16 protein-coding genes are annotated in these 16,259 nt (G+C 43.7%); 1 reads left to right on the top strand and 15 read right to left on the bottom strand.

Annotation, left to right across the window (positions count from 1 at the left end; all coding sequences use genetic code 11):
- Nucleotides 1-20: 20 nt before the first annotated feature.
- From LFUMFP_RS00150 to rsmG, 8 genes are read right to left on the bottom strand one after another with little or no spacing between them, the layout of a single operon-like run.
- Nucleotides 21-779, bottom strand: coding sequence for a prolyl oligopeptidase family serine peptidase (locus LFUMFP_RS00150; RefSeq protein WP_025082780.1), 759 nt, complete (start codon nucleotides 777-779; stop codon nucleotides 21-23).
- A gap of 39 nt (nucleotides 780-818) precedes the next feature.
- Complete coding sequence (locus LFUMFP_RS00145) at nucleotides 819-1,496, bottom strand: DUF1129 domain-containing protein (RefSeq protein WP_233210598.1); 678 nt, start codon at nucleotides 1,494-1,496, stop codon at nucleotides 819-821.
- A 17-nt stretch (nucleotides 1,497-1,513) separates the two neighbouring features.
- Nucleotides 1,514-2,614: a redox-regulated ATPase YchF gene (ychF, locus tag LFUMFP_RS00140; protein ID WP_025082782.1), complete on the bottom strand. Its 1,101-nt coding sequence runs from the start codon at nucleotides 2,612-2,614 to the stop codon at nucleotides 1,514-1,516.
- Nucleotides 2,615-2,637: 23 nt separating this feature from the next.
- Entirely contained in the window at nucleotides 2,638-2,886 is a 249-nt protein-coding gene (locus LFUMFP_RS00135) for a DUF951 domain-containing protein (protein ID WP_106482797.1), read from the bottom strand.
- A gap of 14 nt (nucleotides 2,887-2,900) precedes the next feature.
- The gene (locus LFUMFP_RS00130; protein WP_106482796.1) at nucleotides 2,901-3,776 is read right to left on the bottom strand and encodes a ParB/RepB/Spo0J family partition protein; all 876 of its coding nucleotides are present in this window, start codon (nucleotides 3,774-3,776) and stop codon (nucleotides 2,901-2,903) included.
- Nucleotides 3,766-4,533 (bottom strand): ParA family protein, encoded by a 768-nt coding sequence (locus LFUMFP_RS00125; protein WP_025082785.1) that lies wholly within the window; start codon nucleotides 4,531-4,533, stop codon nucleotides 3,766-3,768. The genes LFUMFP_RS00130 and LFUMFP_RS00125 overlap by 11 nt, the downstream gene beginning before the upstream one ends.
- Nucleotides 4,534-4,545: 12 nt before the next feature.
- Nucleotides 4,546-5,421, bottom strand: coding sequence for a nucleoid occlusion protein (gene noc / locus LFUMFP_RS00120; RefSeq protein WP_025082786.1), 876 nt, complete (start codon nucleotides 5,419-5,421; stop codon nucleotides 4,546-4,548).
- A complete protein-coding gene (rsmG, locus tag LFUMFP_RS00115) occupies nucleotides 5,421-6,161 on the bottom strand; it encodes a 16S rRNA (guanine(527)-N(7))-methyltransferase RsmG (protein ID WP_106482795.1) in 741 nt (246 codons plus the stop codon). Before rsmG ends, noc begins: the two co-directional genes overlap by 1 nt.
- A gap of 367 nt (nucleotides 6,162-6,528) precedes the next feature.
- Here rsmG and LFUMFP_RS00110 point away from each other — a divergent pair, with 367 nt between their 5' ends.
- Nucleotides 6,529-7,869 (top strand): nucleobase:cation symporter-2 family protein, encoded by a 1,341-nt coding sequence (locus LFUMFP_RS00110; protein ID WP_025082788.1) that lies wholly within the window; start codon nucleotides 6,529-6,531, stop codon nucleotides 7,867-7,869.
- A 49-nt stretch (nucleotides 7,870-7,918) separates the two neighbouring features.
- Here LFUMFP_RS00110 and dnaB read toward each other — a convergent pair whose 3' ends face one another.
- From dnaB to gyrA, 7 genes are all read right to left on the bottom strand, one after another.
- Complete coding sequence (gene dnaB / locus LFUMFP_RS00105) at nucleotides 7,919-9,349, bottom strand: replicative DNA helicase (protein ID WP_106483573.1); 1,431 nt, start codon at nucleotides 9,347-9,349, stop codon at nucleotides 7,919-7,921.
- A gap of 67 nt (nucleotides 9,350-9,416) precedes the next feature.
- Nucleotides 9,417-9,869, bottom strand: coding sequence for a 50S ribosomal protein L9 (gene rplI, locus LFUMFP_RS00100; protein WP_106482794.1), 453 nt, complete (start codon nucleotides 9,867-9,869; stop codon nucleotides 9,417-9,419).
- A gap of 23 nt (nucleotides 9,870-9,892) precedes the next feature.
- Nucleotides 9,893-11,926, bottom strand: a complete 2,034-nt coding sequence (locus LFUMFP_RS00095; RefSeq protein WP_106482793.1) for a DHH family phosphoesterase — start codon at nucleotides 11,924-11,926, stop codon at nucleotides 9,893-9,895.
- Nucleotides 11,927-12,297: 371 nt separating this feature from the next.
- Nucleotides 12,298-12,537, bottom strand: coding sequence for a 30S ribosomal protein S18 (rpsR, locus tag LFUMFP_RS00090; RefSeq protein ID WP_004265822.1), 240 nt, complete (start codon nucleotides 12,535-12,537; stop codon nucleotides 12,298-12,300).
- A gap of 39 nt (nucleotides 12,538-12,576) precedes the next feature.
- Complete coding sequence (gene ssb, locus LFUMFP_RS00085; protein ID WP_056950003.1) at nucleotides 12,577-13,101, bottom strand: single-stranded DNA-binding protein; 525 nt, start codon at nucleotides 13,099-13,101, stop codon at nucleotides 12,577-12,579.
- Between the two features lie 39 nt (nucleotides 13,102-13,140).
- Nucleotides 13,141-13,437: a 30S ribosomal protein S6 gene (rpsF, locus tag LFUMFP_RS00080; protein ID WP_025082793.1), complete on the bottom strand. Its 297-nt coding sequence runs from the start codon at nucleotides 13,435-13,437 to the stop codon at nucleotides 13,141-13,143.
- Nucleotides 13,438-13,640: 203 nt separating this feature from the next.
- Nucleotides 13,641-16,235 carry a DNA gyrase subunit A gene (gene gyrA / locus LFUMFP_RS00075; RefSeq protein WP_106482792.1) on the bottom strand — a complete coding sequence of 865 codons (2,595 nt, stop codon included), beginning with the start codon at nucleotides 16,233-16,235 and terminating at the stop codon, nucleotides 13,641-13,643.
- Nucleotides 16,236-16,259 lie beyond the last annotated feature (24 nt).

Here is a 16,259-nt window from a genome sequence, read left to right as displayed (position 1 = left end):
ATTGTGCCGTTTGTTTTTATTTATAGATATTTTTGCATCATTTTAACGGTATCCAGTTGGGCTTGATCTGAGACTTTATGTTGTCCCTGATCTTCCGTCGTTAAGCTGACGTTAGCCGTCGCTGGATCAGTTGCGACCAATGATTCAACAAACTGGGCCGTGAACTGATAAGGCACCATTGGATCAGCCGTTCCGTGATAAAAATGCAACGGTCGACCGGCTAATTGGGCTGAATTCAACGATAAATCGTACGCCGCTAACTGCGTTAATGTCGTTTGAATCGCCTCTTGATACTTATCTTGCAAGATTTCTGGTAATTGTGCGACTTGCCATTTCGCAAAGGCAACTGGCATTGGGGCACCAATTTTGTCGACGCCGACTTTGACGTTAGGATACTGGGTCATAATCGCATCCGTCGTGATTCCGCCCATTGATGTCCCAGTAACCCCAATTTTTTGCGGATCGACTAACCCTTCAGCGGTTAATTGCTCGACCAGCTGACCAAATTCAGTGACCGATTGCATCACGATTTGCCAAAATTCGAGCATCAACTCTGAAAATAACTGGTGACCGTGGCGTTGACCATGATATTTCGCATCTGGTAAGACCACCCGAAAACCAGCTTTGGCTAAGAAGTTCGCCAACATTAATTCAGATTCTTTACGATGCGTCCAACCATGGTAAACAAAGACGGTCGGTAATCGCGTTTGTTCTTGACCACTGGGGGCCACGATTAAAGTACTAACCGCGCCAAATTGGCGTTCTTGAATGGTAATCATTTTAAGACCCCTTTCTCATTCATTATTGCCTGGGAAATACTAACCGAAGAATGTCCCAGAAATCTTAAAGCGCCGTTTGAGATAAATCCGAACACCGATTAAGAGTGCTGCAATGACGATTTGAACGATTGCTGGTACGACCGGATTCAAGACTGCTGGAATTAAGATTGTCACGCCGTAAGCTGCAACGAATAACAACGTTAATCCAACGACAATTAATGCCATCTTCCAGAATGGTGGTCGTTGATCTTTAGGCATTTGCGTGTAACGCATTGGATAAGTCATAATCACGCCGGCTAATACCGCTGTAATCACGATTGACGTAATCCCAATACCAGTTACTTTGCCCTTCGCAAAGTACGCACTAATTCCGTTAATCGCCAAATACATAATTAGGAAAATCAACCCATTATCTAGCATTTGTAATTGAATTGATGTTTTAACGGGTGCTTTAGGCGCGTGCAATAAACTATTAATTTTAACCGTCACTGAACCGTATAATTGGTTAGCGGGTTGGCCTTTATGTTGCGCCGTCAACATTTCAGGTAACATTTCGGTTAACATCGCCGTTTGTTGTTCCTCTGAAATGCCTTCCGCCTGCAATGCCCGTTTAAATTTAAATAAATAATCCGCATTTTTATTACTTAACTTCGCTGATAATGCCTCGATATCGACCGTTGGCACTTCAGGTGCTTGTTGTGCTGCTTCTTTTGTCAACTGACTTTCCTCCTCGATTAAACGTTAAATCTAAATTCAATAATGTCGCCGTCTTGAACGTCGTATTCTTTACCTTCTGAGCGCAAGCGACCCGCTTCTTTAACGGCTTGCATTGAACCATATTGATCTAAATCAGCAAAGGCGACCGTTTCAGCCCGGATAAAGCCGCGTTCAAAATCAGAATGAATCACACCGGCTGTTTGTGGCGCCTTCATGCCTTGTTTAAAGGTCCAAGCACGCGTTTCTTTGCCACCAGCCGTGAAGAACGTTGCTAACCCTAATAGATGATAAGCCGCGCGAATCAACTTGTCTAAGCCGGGTTCAGTGACGCCTTCAGCTTCTAAAAATTCAGCCTTATCAGCATCATCTAATGACGCAATTTCTTCTTCGGTGCGAGCAGAAATCGCAATCACTTCAGCGCCTTCCTTAGCTGCGAATTCCCGGATTTGTTGCACATAATCGACACTATCAGGGTCGGCCATGTCTTCTTCGGCAATATTAGCAACGTATAAAACGGGTTTAGAGGTCAATAAGAAGAATCCTTTGACCATTTTAGCTTCATCTTCGTTGAAGTCGATTGAACGGACTGAACCGCCTTCTTCTAAAACGGGTTTAATTTTCTTCAAAACGTCAAATTCAGCTAACGCTTCTTTATCTTTAGTCCGCGCAACCTTTTCAACTCGTGCGTAACGCTTTGTCACGCTCTCTAAGTCCGCCAAACTCAATTCGAGGTTAATCGTATCAATATCATCTAACGGATCAACAGTACCCGTTACAGACGTAATATTGTCATCATCAAACGCGCGCACCACGTGGACAATCGCATCGACTTGACGAATATTTTCTAAGAACTTATTGCCTAAACCTTCACCCTTACTAGCGCCTTTAACAATCCCGGCAATATCCGTAAATTCAAAAGTTGTGGGGATAATTTTCTTAGCTGGCACAATTTCTTGAATCCGCGCCAACCGTTTGTCTGGGACTTCCACCATGCCGACGTTTGGATCAATCGTGGCAAATGGGTAGTTGGCCATTTCGGCACCCGCTTTAGTAATCGCGTTAAATAACGTTGATTTTCCGACGTTGGGTAACCCAACAATTCCTGCAGTTAATGACATATTTTCTGACACTTTCCTTTACTCTAAAAATTTGTTTGGTTCGGACCTTGTTGCATGACTTGATAATGGGGTTCGGTGCTTTGTTCGACCGTTTCAGCCGTCGTTAACACCTTTTTAAGCTTCTTATCAAATTCACGTCGCGGTAGTAGGACGGCATGGCCGCACCCCATACATTTAATCCGGATATCCATGCCGAGACGCACGACTTCAAACCGGTTCGTGCCGCAAGCGTGTTGTTTCTTCATTTGGACTAAATCACCTAATTGATACATGTGCATACTCCAATCTAATCAATATTGACATCTAGCAACGATAAAATCCGGTTCAAATCGTCGACCGTTTGATAATCAATTTCAATTTTGCCCCGGCCTTTGCTATTAATCGCAATGTTGACCTTCGCATCAAATTTATCGACTAGTTGATTTTCACTCGCTTGAATATACGGTGATTTAATCTTGGTTTTGGTAACTTTCGTCGCTTTAGTTTGGTTCATTTGGTTGACTAACTGTTCGAGTTGCCGAACCGTTAAGCCTTCCGTAATCGTCCGTTTGGCTAAAGCGCTAATTTGCGTTTTCTTCTTTAACGCCAATAACGTCCGCGCTTGACCCATCGACAAATCACCATTTTGTAAAAGCTGTTTGACGTCGGCGGGTAAGCCCAACAATCGTAAGTAATTAGCGATGTAAGGCCGGCTCTTGCCCAGTCGTTCTGACACTTCAGCTTGCGTTAAATTGAGTTTTTTAAGTAACGTTTCGTACGCTTGGGCTTCTTCCAACGGTGATAGATCTTCCCGTTGTAAATTTTCAAGGACGGCGATTTCCATCATTGCGGCTTCGTCAAATTGACGCGTGATTGCCGGAATCGTTTCTTTCCCAGCTAATTTAGAGGCTCTAAAACGGCGTTCACCGGCAATAATTTCGTAGCCGTTAATACTTTTACGCACGATAATCGGTTGAAAAACACCTGATTTTTTAATCGAAGCGGCTAATTCATTTAACGCCACTTCATCGAACGTTTTCCGGGGTTGGTAAGGGTTGGGACGAATATCGGTTAGCGTTAATTCTTCCACTAATTCATCGTCTCGGTTTTTATTAGGCCCTTCGAACGCGGAGAAAACGGCGTCTAATCCGCGACCTAAGCCTTTTGAATTTCTATTGACCATTAGCGGCTAGCACCTCCTTCGTCAAACTCTGATAAACTTCGGCCCCTCGTGACTTAGCATCGTAATCCACAATCGACATCCCGTGACTAGGTGCTTCAGCTAAGCGGGTATTCCGCGGAATAATCGTATCATAGACGCGATCACCGAAATACTTGCGAACTTCTTCAATCACTTGCGCGCCGAGGTTCGTCCGGGCATCATACATCGTCAATAAGACCCCTTCAATCGCCAAATTGGGATTAAAGTGTTTTTGAACCAAGCGAACGGTATTCAATAATTGGCTTAACCCTTCTAAGGCATAGTATTCACTTTGAACGGGGATTAAGATTGAATTGCTGGCCGTAAAAGCGTTGATCGACAATTGACCTAATGACGGTGGGCAGTCAATCAACACGTAATCGTAATCTTTCAAAACGGGTTCTAACCCTAATTTTAAACGCATTTCGCGCGCCATTTGAGCCGTCAATTCGATTTCAGCACCGGCAAGTTGAATCGTCGCGGGGACAATATCCAATCGTTCGTGCGCGGTGTGGATAATCGTTTCAGCTAACGGATATTCATCAACGAGGACATCGTAGATATCTTTGCCGACTTGCGCCTTTTGAACGCCAATCCCACTCGTGGCATTACCTTGTGCATCGGAATCAATAATTAACACCCGGTGACCTTCATCGGCTAAACAAGCGCCTAAATTAATGGTCGTCGTCGTTTTACCAACGCCGCCTTTTTGATTTGCTATTGAAATAACGTGTGCCATCATGCAACCCTCCTATTTCTTAGGAATTTCGATAATCATGCGGTAAACATCATCTTGGTCTTCTTCAGTGGTCTTAACGGTAATCCCACTTTTTTCAACCAATTGAACTGATTTTTTAATCGTATTAACCGCAATTCGTGTATCGTGTCCGACATTCTTTTCTTTTTTAGTGGCCGTTTTTTTAGTCGTCTTTTTAGTTTCAGCGACCGGTTCGTCAGCGCCCACTTCTTCGGCTGGTGTTTCCACGACTGGATTGACGATCCCGTCAACTACCGCTTCAGTGTCTTTAACGGTTAATTTATCCGCCAAGATTTGATGGAGGACCATTTGTTGTTTGAATTCATCTAATTTTAAAAGGCTCCGGCCATGACGTTCAGAAATTTCATGATTCATAATTGCGTCTTGAACGGGTTGGGATAATTTCAAAAGTCGTAACTTGTTAGCGATGAATGATTGGCTTTTACCCATTTTTTCAGCTAAGCTTGCTTGCGTGAAATCGTTGAGCGCCATTAAGCTCTTGTAAGCATCCGCTTCTTCGACCGCGGTTAATTCTTCACGTTGTAAGTTTTCAATCAACGCCATCGAAGCCGTTTCGTGATCGTCCATCGTTTCCACGATGGCGGGTAGTTCAGCCCATTTTAACGATTGAATCGCTCTAAATCGGCGTTCACCAGCAATAATTTCGAATTGATGATTCTCATATTCGCGCAAGATAATTGGTTGTAACAAACCGTGTTGTTCAATCGTACTGGCTAATTCTGCAATATTTTCAGTATTAAATACCTTCCGGGGTTGGAAACGGTTGGGCACGATTGACGCGACCGGGACCATCACCACCTGCTTAATATGTTTGTCGTCTTTTTTCTTACCAAAAAATGAAATTGCCATTATTTTTCCTCCTTAGCCATTAACGGTTTTTTAACCGGTACACCAGCGCGCCGCGGATATTTATCCGGCGTTGGTTGGATTTTATCAATGATGATAATGTGTCGTGAATCGTTGGTTTCTGGTAACGTCAACGCAATATCGTCAACTAACCGGCCACCGAGCACGGTTAATGCATAATCCGCATCCGAAAGTTCAGTCGCACTTTGACTCGCCTTTAACGCGATAAATTGACCGCCGACTTTGACGGCCGGCAAACAGAATTCCGCTAAAACGTTTAATGAAGCGACTGCGCGGGCCGTCACGATGTCGAACTGTTCCCGGTACGGACTCTTAAGTTGGCTAAACAGTTCCGCCCGATCATGAACTAAGCGGACGTCAGTTAAACCAAGTTCTTGAACTAATTCTTCCAAAAAATGAATCCGTTTATTTAATGAATCAACGATCGTAATTTTAAGTTGGGGAAATAGAATTTTAATCGGTAACGACGGAAAGCCCGCACCAGCACCAATGTCACAAATACTTAACGGTTCGTTGCGCAGTTGGTCGAGATAGAGCGCCGGCGTAATTGAATCGTAAAAATGTTTTAAATAGACGGCTTCTCGTTCCGTAATCGCCGTCAAATTGACGTTTTGATTAACGGCGACTAACCGTTCAAAATAACGCGCAAACTGGTCGGTTTGTTTTTGTGAAACTGGAATATCATGGGCTTTTAGCGCTGCTACAAAGGCGGTAGGTGTCATTATTTCTCCTTATATATCGAGTTAATTAATCATCAGAAATCGTGGAACAATAATTGTTTCACACATACATTTTAGTTTAACCTACTTATTATTAAAAAACAAGGTTCAGGCGGGCCGATTTACTGTTTCATGTGAAACGTCATTTATCCGTAAATTAAGAACAATCAGTCCCTTTATCACAATCAACATTCATTAAGAAAACCCTTTTACATCAATCAAATCGATGAATGCCCATAGAAAGCGAACAATCCCGATTGTCTAAGATTGTATATTCGCTTTTTACTCAAATTTTAATTTGAAGTCACTAATAGCGTGTGCTAAACTGAATATTAAACAAAATTTAAACAACGATACGGAGGGACACTTTGTGGCAGATATTCAGTCCGACTCAGTGCAAACAAATCACCCAGCACCAAAACTTTCCCATATAAAGGCGGCCATCCTTGGTTTACAACATCTATTAGCCATGTATTCCGGCGATGTGCTCATTCCGCTTTTAGTCGGGGCAGCACTGCATTTCAATGCCGCTCAAATGACCTACTTAGTTTCTGTTGATATTTTCATGTGTGGGGTCGCGACCTTACTCCAATTAAAACGCACGCCACTCACGGGGATTGCTTTACCGGTCGTCCTCGGCTGTGCCGTCGAATACGTCGCACCTTTAACGGCGATTGGTACGAATAGCCAACTCGGTATCGACGTCATGTACGGTAGTATTATCGGCGCCGGCGTCTTCATCCTTTTGGTTTCAGGCCTGTTCGCCCGACTTCGGTGGCTTTTCCCACCAGTTGTCACGGGTTCACTAATTACATTGATTGGGTTTACTTTGATTCCAGTCGCCTTCCAAAATTTAGGTGGTGGTGATTTAACCGCTAAAACTTTCGGGAGCATGCCGAACTTAATCGCTGGTTTTGCCACGATCGCTTTAATTCTCATTTTTAGTATCTGGGGCCGCGGTTTCGTCCAACAGATCGCGATTCTGATCGGCATCATCGGTGGCACGCTAGTCGGCGCGGCCATCGGATTGGTCTCACTTGATCCAGTTGGTCAAGCCAGCTGGTTTAAATTACCGCAATTATTCTATTTCGGCACCCCCCGCTTTGAATGGTCCTCAATCGCCTCGATGTCACTCGCTGCTTTAACCACGATGATCGAATCCATCGGCGTCTTCTTCGCACTCGGCGAAATCGTCGGTCGCGATATTACGAGTGATGATTTAAAACGTGGTTTCCGTGCTGAAGGGATTGCCGCCATTCTTGGTGGTCTGTTCAATACCTTCCCTTATTCAACTTTCTCGCAAAACGTTGGGATCGTCCAATTGTCCGGGATTAAAACGAAAAAGCCCGTTTATTATTCAGCCTTCTTCTTAATCTTCTTAGGCCTCCTACCTAAAATCGGGGCGGTTGCCACAATTATCCCCTCATCTGTTTTAGGCGGCGCAATGGTCGTGATGTTCGGGACTGTCGGAATTCAAGGGATTAAGATGTTACACAAAGTCGACCTTGATGATAACCGCAACCTGCTCGTTTCAGCCGTCTCTATTGGCTTGGGACTCGGGATTGCGATTCATCCAACCTTACTCCAAGGCTTACCAATCAGTGTTCGAACAATCTTAGGTAACGGCCTAGTCGTCGGTAGCCTAAGTGCCGTCATCTTAAACTTATTATTCAACTACAAATCATTACTTGCCAGTCGGCATGCTGCATAAATAAAGCATAAAAGGCGCGATTCCAAATGGAATCGCGCCTTTTCTATCTTTATTCTGGTGCATACGAAATCGATGAGAATTTATTAAAGGTTTTGACGAACAATAATTTGACCGTCCCCCGAGCGCCAGCCCGGTTTTTTTCGATAATGACTTCCACTTCACCGACATCGGAATCTTCTGGTTCTTGCGGTGCTGGTGCGTTACCACCATTATAATCGTCACCATCTTCGCCGGGTTCATCACGATAATAATCATCCCGGTACAAGAAGGCCACGATATCGGCATCTTGTTCGATTGATCCCGATTCACGAATATCGGACAGCACTGGTCGTTTATCCTGACGTTGTTCGACGCCCCGTGAAAGTTGGGATAGTGCAATGACGGGCACCCGTAATTCCTTGGCTAACTTCTTGAGTTGCCGTGAAATCGCCGAGACTTCTTGTTGACGGTTTTCTTGGCCGGAACCTTCAATCAATTGCAAATAATCGATGACGATTAACCCGACACCATCTTTTTCTTTGGCTAAACGGCGACATTTAGCCCGAATTTCAGCCATTTTGACGCCGGGTGTATCGTCGATATAAATATTAGCTTTAGACAAACTACCCATTGCGACGATTAAATTCTGCCATTCTTGTTCATCCAATTGACCCGTCCGTAAATGGTTAGCGTCAATACTGCCTTCCGCACACAACATCCGGTTAACCAGTTGTTCGGCACCCATTTCCAAACTAAAAATCGCAATATTTTCATTCGTTTTAGTCCCAATATTTTGGGCGATATTCAAAACAAACGCCGTCTTCCCAACCCCGGGACGGGCCGCTAAGATAATCAATTCATCGGCATGTAAGCCGGCGGTAATCTTATCTAAATCCCGGTAACCGGTTGAAAGACCCGTGATATCTTCTTCGTTTTGATACAATTTATCAATTTGTTCGATGGATGAATTCAAGACGTCCGAAATGGATTTAAACCCGGCCTTATTTTGACGTTCGGAAACGTCCATAATTTCTTTTTCAGCCGAATCGAGAATATCGGTGACGTCTTCATCTTGCGCGTAACCTTTGGCGACAATATTTTGGGCCGTTTGAATCAAGCGGCGTAACATCGCTTTTTCGGAGACGATTTTAGCGTAATAAACAACATTGGCGGCAGTCGGCACAGAATCGGCCAATTCGGCTAGATAGCTGATACCACCGATATCTTCTAGTTGATTGCGGGCGTCGAGTTCACTCTTTAAAGTGACCGCATCGATGCCTTCGCCCCGTTCGTTAAGTTCAACCATCGTTTGAAAGATAAGTTGGTGGGCCCGGCGATAAAAATCATCGGTTGAAACGTATTCCATCGCTTCAACTAATGCGTCACCACTAATAAACACAGCACCTAATACGGCTTGTTCGGCTTCATTATTTTGTGGTGGTGTCTGTTCGATTAGTTCATTATTCACCCTGATTACCCCTTTATTTCTGTTCTGTTCCATGCTCATATCATAATACCACAAAAAAAAAATCGTGACTCAAATGATTGATCACGATTTTAAGGCAACTTTATTCAGCGACAATGTGGACCCGAATGGTCGCATCAACTTCCGGATGAATCCGAACCGTCACATTCCGATAACCCAAAGCCTTGATTGGTTCTGGCAAATCAATTTTGCGTTTATCGACTTTGATTTTGTATTGTTGTTCCAAAGCTTGTGCAATTTGTTTGCTAGGAATTGAACCGAATAGTCGGCTATCTTCGCCCGCTTTAGATTTGATTTCAACGATTGTTGCGTCGTCTTCAATCTTGCTTTTTAACACTTTCGCTTCGGCTAGTTCAGCCGCGGCATTCTTCGCTTCAGCATGTTGTTGCCCTTTTAAAGTACTGATGGCTGAAGTCGTGGCTTGTTTCGCCTTACCATTTTTAATTAAAAAGTTTTGGGCGTAACCATCTGGCACGTCTTTGACTTGGCCTTTTTTACCTTTACCACGAACATCTTCTAAAAATATGACTTTCATCTTTTGGACCACCTTTATTAAATTTAATCATGTTTGGTTGTTTCATCGTCTTCGGCTGGATCAAATAATTCAGCTAAGACAATCAATAACTTGGCTTTGGCTTCACTAACCGTCGCATCTTTCAATTGCGTGGCTGCGTTGGATAGGTGCCCACCGCCGCCTAGTCGTTCCATAATGACCTGGACGTTAATGTCCCCTAAACTACGAGCGGAGATGGCAATCAACCCATCCGGACGTTGGACGACGACAAAAGCCGCTTCAATCCCCGATAACGAGAGCAACGTATCCGCTGCTTGGGCCGCAATCACCGGATCATAGGTCCGATTGTCTTCCCCAAGACATAAAGCCATATTCGGTTCGACCATATCAATCGTTTCGATTAAATGGTTCTTTTGAATATAATTATCGACGTTTTCTTTCAATAAATGTTGGACCATCGACGCGTCCGCGCCGACCGACCGTAAGTAACTAGCCGCATCGAACGTTCGCGTCCCAGTCCGCATTGAAAATGATTGGGTATCGACCGTAATCCCGGCCAACATCGTTGTCGCTTCAAACTTATTAATATTCGCCACGTTTTGGGGTTGGTATTCAAACATTTCGGTGACTAGTTCACACGTTGAAGACGCGTAGGGTTCGATATAAACCAACATGGGGTTTTCTGGGAACTCTTCCCCCCGCCGGTGATGATCGATGACAATCGTCTTTTGATTGAGCTTCTCGTACAAATCTGGCGCCATCGTGATGGATGGTTTAGAATGATCGACCATCACTAACAAACTATTGTCGGTCGCTTTTTCAACCGATTCTTCGGGTGACAAAACTTCGACCGCGATTTCTGGATAAGCCTTAACCTCTTCCAACAAGCGTTGAATGTCAGTATGGATGTTATTTTGATCAATAACCACGTAACATTTCTTACCATTCATCTCGGCAATTCGGCGAATCCCAAACGAAGCGCCGAGCGCATCCATATCAGGGCGAATATGGCCCATAACGAAGACGGCATCGACTTGTTTGAAGACTTCTTGGAGTGCTTGTGAAATCATCCGGGCCCGCACGCGAGTCCGTTTTTCCATCGGATTGGTTTTCCCACCATAGAAGCGGGCTTGACCGTCGCTCGATTTAACGACCACTTGATCGCCACCCCGACCTAACGCTAAATCTAAATTACTTTGGGAAGTCGTTGCTAAAACGGCTAAATCGGATTCCCCGTAGGCAAACCCAACACTCAAGGTTAATGGGAAGTTTTGTTTCGACGTTTCTTCACGAATCTCATCTAAAATTTTGAATTTTTCTTTTTCAGCGGCGTGCAAGGATTTTGCATACGCCAACACGAAGAAATGGTCATCATCAACGCGTTTCAAGAACATCTGGAACTGGTTCGCCCATTTCGATAATTCGTTGGTGACGTAGTTATTCAAGTTAGAAACGGCTTGATCATCCATCGTCTGGGTGATTTCATCGTAATTATCTAAGAAAACTTGGCCGATCGCAACTTGTTCGTCTTCATAACGGTCTTCAATCGCCGCATAACGCGTGATATCGAGTAGATAAACAACCCCGATACTTTCTTGAATAATAATTTGGAACTGATTATCGCCCCAATGAACAATTTTCGTATCACTAGCGGCTTCATTTTGGGTGACCAATTCGGCTAGTTCCGGATCAACCTCTTTAATCGGCTTGCCCAAAACTTCCTTATCACCTAAATACTGTTGTAAATACGGATTGGTCCACTGAATCTCGCCTTTTTCGTTATACAATAAGATTCCGATTGGCATCTTAATCAAGGCCTCTTGTTCGCCCCGTTTAATCCGGTAAGACAAATCAGAGACGTACTTCGCCGTATTCTCAGTCACCGTTTCAATCGCGTACAACACCGTAATCACGGTCCCGATTAATAGGACAAACAAAATCAAGGCGATTAGCCAGTTGAGCATCGCGGCAAAAACCAAACTAACAACGGTTAAGCCCATCAAAACGAGCGCAACGGTCCGTAAGCGACTATCGTCTAGAAACTGCGGCATTTTAAACTGCTTAAATTTATTTTTCATGTAAACTCCTTAACTCTTAAAAAAAAGTATGCTGGTCATTACATTCACAAACAATAATATGATCCCTTTACTAAATCTTAAAGAATCATTACCCTATTTTAGCACATTTTAAATCAGAGTGCTGTGACACACGGTAGGTTCTGAGCATTAGCCTAGTACCGTAAATAAAGCTCGCTCTATAGCTTTATTTGCGGCACGTCGCTAAGCACAGGAACCTGTGTGTCGAAGCACGTTTTAATCAGAGCGCTGACTAAGCCCGGTTACTTCTGAGTATCGCCTAGACTAGCGAATTATGACGAGTTTAGTCATTTGTCATTGGACAAAAAAACCACCGACCAAGTTAACCTCGGTCGGTGGTTTGAATTTAAAGTTTAGTCTTCAGTAACGAATGGTAGTAAGCCCATGATCCGAGCGCGTTTGATTGCAATTGTCAAACGACGTTGGTTCTTAGCACTTGTACCAGATACGCGACGAGGTAAAATCTTACCACGTTCTGAGATAAAACGTTTCAATAAATCAGTGTCTTTGTAGTCGATATATTCGATGTGATTAGCAGCGATAAAATCAACCTTACGACGGCGACGGTTGCCGCCTCTTCTTTGTTGAGCCATTGAAAAGTCCTCCTTCCACAACAATCTATTTGATTTCAGTTAGAAAGGTAAATCATCATCTGAGATATCAATTGCTTGACCATTATTTGCAAATGGATCGGCAGGTTTGTTATCTGCAACTGGTGCATTACCCGTTTGTTGAGGGTTGGTAAAACCGGTTTGTTGGCTACCAGTATTTTGTTGACCGCCAAAGTTTTGGTTTGTGCTTGCGCTTGAACCTTCACCTTGTCGGTGTTCAGTTGTCGTCCGTGATTCTAACAACGAGAAATTATCAACAACCACTTCAGTCACGTAAACCCGTTGACCTTGTTGGTTTTCATAATTTCTAGTTTGTAAACGGCCTTCAACACCAACTAATGAGCCTTTCTTAGTAAAGTTCGCGAAATTTTCCGCTGATTTACGCCAAATAACACAGTTGATAAAGTCAGCTTCACGATCACCATTGGCGTTTGTGAATTGACGATTGACCGCCATTGAGAAAGTCCCAACGGCTGCTCCACTAGAAGTGTAACGTAGGTCAACATCGCGTGTTAGCCGACCAACGAGTACAACTCGATTAATCATGCTATTAGCTCCCCTCTATTTCTTAATTACAATTCAAAATTAGTCTTCGCGTTTAACGATCATATGGCGTAGTACTGAGCCATCAATCTTAGCTAGACGATCAAATTCGTTTAAAGCTTCATCATTATCAGCTAAAACATTTACAATATGGTAAATGCCTTCGTGTTGATTGTTGATTTCATAAGCTAAACGACGTTTTGACCAGTCTTTTGAATCAACCACTTCAGCGCCGTTGTCTTTTAAGATGCCGTCGTAACGGTTGACAAGGGCTGTTTTACTTTCTTCATCAAGTGTTGTAGTGATGATATAAGTAACTTCGTATTTTGATTGAGCCATGACTGTTCACCTCCTTATGGACTTTAGGTTCTTACTCAATAAGAACAAGGAGTAACTGACTAATAAATTAGCCTCACGATTTAGGCCCGATGCCTAAATCACAGATACTCACAATATAAAATTGTATCATACCGTTTCTGAAAATACAATCCCAAACAAAAAATCGCTTTTGCAAATGAATGCAAAAACGATTAATGATTTAATTATTTTTCTGAATCTGGTTGTTCGTCTTGATCCGCTTCAGCGCGTTTTAAGAGTTCATCAACCTGTGCTAATCCCGTATCAGTTGAATCTGATGCAACTGGTGTTTCAGTGGTTTCAGGCGTTGTTGCTTGCCCTTCAACGGCTTCGGCTTCATCCGGTTCAGCTTCCACTTTGGCCATCGTTGCGACCTTGGCTTGATCATCCACCCGGATTAAACGGACCCCTAAGGTTGCCCGACCGGTTTGTGAGACGTTCGCGACTTGGAATCGAATTAAGACCCCAGTATCGGTGATTAAGAGGATATCTTCTTCCCCGGTGACAGCAGTAATCCCGGCTAATGGACCGTTCTTTTCAGTGATATTGGCAGTCTTAATCCCTTTACCACCACGACCCTTAATTGGATAATCACTAACAGTCGTTCGCTTACCATAACCCTTTTCAGAAATAACTAAGATTTCTTGACCAGGAATCAGTAAGTCAGAACCGACGACGTAATCGCCTTCGCGTAAACGAATCCCACGAACACCGGCTGCTGTCCGACCCATCGAACGAACCGCTGATTCGCTGAATGAGACGGCGTAACCATTGTGCGTTCCGATAAAGATGTTTTGTTGACCGTCCGTCAATAAGACGTTAATCAATTCATCGTCTTCTTTTAACGTCAAAGCCTTCAACCCATTGCTGCGGATATTGGCAAATTCGCTAACGGACGTCCGTTTAACCGTGCCTAAACGCGTGATAAAGAACAAAGCTTGTTCGTCTTTGATTTCTTTACCCAAGTTAACAACGGTTTGAACCCGTTCATCCGAATTAATCCCTAAGAGATTAATGATTGGAATCCCTTTGGCCGTCCGACCGTATTCAGGAATTTCATAGCCTTTAGCGCGATAAACTTTACCCGTATTGGTAAAGAATAGGAGCACTTCATGGGTTGACGTCGAGATTAAGTGTTCGATGAAATCATCATCATGAACGCCCATCCCTTGAATCCCACGGCCACCACGATTTTGGACTTTGAATTCACTGGCTGGCAAGCGTTTAATGTAACCATTGTGCGTTAACGCAATGACAACGTCTTCTTCTTCAATCAAGTCTTCATCTTCTAAGCTGAGGACTTCACCGACCAATAATTCAGTCCGACGTTTGTCGCCGAATTTATTTTGAATTTCTAACAATTCGTCATAAATAATTTTTTGGATCCGTTCAGGTTTCGCCAAAATATCTTTCAAATCGGCAATTAAAGTCATCAAATTATTGTATTCATTTTCGACTTTATCCCGTTCCAAACCAGTTAATCGGACTAATCGCATATCTAAAATGGCTTGGGCTTGTTTGTCTGAAAGTTGATATTGATCCATCAACAAGACCTTCGCCGTATCACCGGTTTTAGCGCTGCGAATAATCTGGATAATCGCATCAATATGGTCTAAAGCAATCCGTAAACCGGCCAAAATATGGGCACGGGCTTCGGCCTTCTTCAAATCAAATTCAGTCCGGCGACGCAAGACTTCTTCTTGATGGATTAAATAATATTCCAAAATTGATTTCAAACTCAAGACTTTAGGGGCACCGTTGACGATAGCCACCATATTAAATGAGAATGATGTTTGTAATGGTGTCAGCTTGTATAAGTTATTTAAAACCACTGAAGCACTCATATCACGACGGACATCAATCACAATCCGCATCCCGTCACGATCAGATTCATCGTTTAAATCGGTAATGCCTTCAAGTCGTTTATCGCGGGCTAATTCAGCAATTCGTTCCACTAACTTAGCCTTGTTGACCATGTAAGGAATTTCCGTGACGATAATCCGTTCACGACCACTCTTTTGGACCTCAACATCGACCTTGGCCCGTAAGGTAATCGTACCCTTACCGGATTCGTAAGCGTGGCGAATACCAGACTTACCCATGACTAAGCCACCCGTTGGAAAATCAGGTCCCGGCATGGCTTCCATTAAATCAGCAGTCGTTGCTTCTGGATTATCCATCAAAATATGCAACGCACTAATGACTTCCGCCAAATTATGGGGCGGAATATTAGTCGTCATCCCAACGGCAATCCCGGTAGCCCCATTGACGAGCAAGTTCGGAAAACGCGCTGGTAAAACAGCAGGTTCCCGTTCTGATTCATCATAATTGGGTACGAAATCAATCGTATTTTTATTGATATCACGTAACATTTCAACAGCCATCTTGCTCATCCGGGCTTCGGTGTACCGCATTGCGGCAGCGCCATCGCCATCGACTGAACCAAAGTTACCATGACCGTCGACTAACATATACCGGTAACTAAAATCTTGGGCCATCCGTACCATGGCTTCATAAATTGCAGAATCCCCATGTGGATGGTACTTCCCCATAACATCCCCAACGATCCGGGCCGATTTCTTATACGGTTTTTCAGGGGTAACCCCTAATTCATTCATCCCGTATAGGATTCGGCGTTGAACGGGTTTTAAACCGTCACGTACGTCAGGTAATGCCCGGGCAACAATGACACTCATTGCGTATTCAAGGAATGACTTGCGCATTGTTTTAGATAAATTGACGTTTTCAATCCGCCCGCTTTGGACATCTTCGTTTGCCATTAATCGATAAACCCCTCTCAATCA

Source organism: Latilactobacillus fuchuensis (assembly GCF_900258455.1).
Classification (GTDB): domain Bacteria; phylum Bacillota; class Bacilli; order Lactobacillales; family Lactobacillaceae; genus Latilactobacillus; species Latilactobacillus fuchuensis.
This window is presented reverse-complemented; position numbering and strand designations above follow the sequence as displayed.

Coding starts and splice junctions, on each gene's coding strand:
- LFUMFP_RS00150 (WP_025082780.1), bottom strand. CDS start 779: ATGATTACCATTCAAGAACGCCAATTTGGCGCGGTTAGTACTTTAATC.
- ychF (WP_025082782.1), bottom strand. CDS start 2,614: ATGTCATTAACTGCAGGAATTGTTGGGTTACCCAACGTCGGAAAATCA.
- LFUMFP_RS00135 (WP_106482797.1), bottom strand. CDS start 2,886: ATGTATCAATTAGGTGATTTAGTCCAAATGAAGAAACAACACGCTTGC.
- LFUMFP_RS00130 (WP_106482796.1), bottom strand. CDS start 3,776: ATGGTCAATAGAAATTCAAAAGGCTTAGGTCGCGGATTAGACGCCGTT.
- LFUMFP_RS00125 (WP_025082785.1), bottom strand. CDS start 4,533: ATGGCACACGTTATTTCAATAGCAAATCAAAAAGGCGGCGTTGGTAAA.
- noc (WP_025082786.1), bottom strand. CDS start 5,421: ATGGCAATTTCATTTTTTGGTAAGAAAAAAGACGACAAACATATTAAG.
- rsmG (WP_106482795.1), bottom strand. CDS start 6,161: ATGACACCTACCGCCTTTGTAGCAGCGCTAAAAGCCCATGATATTCCA.
- dnaB (WP_106483573.1), bottom strand. CDS start 9,349: ATGGAACAGAACAGAAATAAAGGGGTAATCAGGGTGAATAATGAACTA.
- rplI (WP_106482794.1), bottom strand. CDS start 9,869: ATGAAAGTCATATTTTTAGAAGATGTTCGTGGTAAAGGTAAAAAAGGC.
- LFUMFP_RS00095 (WP_106482793.1), bottom strand. CDS start 11,926: ATGAAAAATAAATTTAAGCAGTTTAAAATGCCGCAGTTTCTAGACGAT.
- rpsR (WP_004265822.1), bottom strand. CDS start 12,537: ATGGCTCAACAAAGAAGAGGCGGCAACCGTCGCCGTCGTAAGGTTGAT.
- ssb (WP_056950003.1), bottom strand. CDS start 13,101: ATGATTAATCGAGTTGTACTCGTTGGTCGGCTAACACGCGATGTTGAC.
- rpsF (WP_025082793.1), bottom strand. CDS start 13,437: ATGGCTCAATCAAAATACGAAGTTACTTATATCATCACTACAACACTT.
- gyrA (WP_106482792.1), bottom strand. CDS start 16,235: ATGGCAAACGAAGATGTCCAAAGCGGGCGGATTGAAAACGTCAATTTA.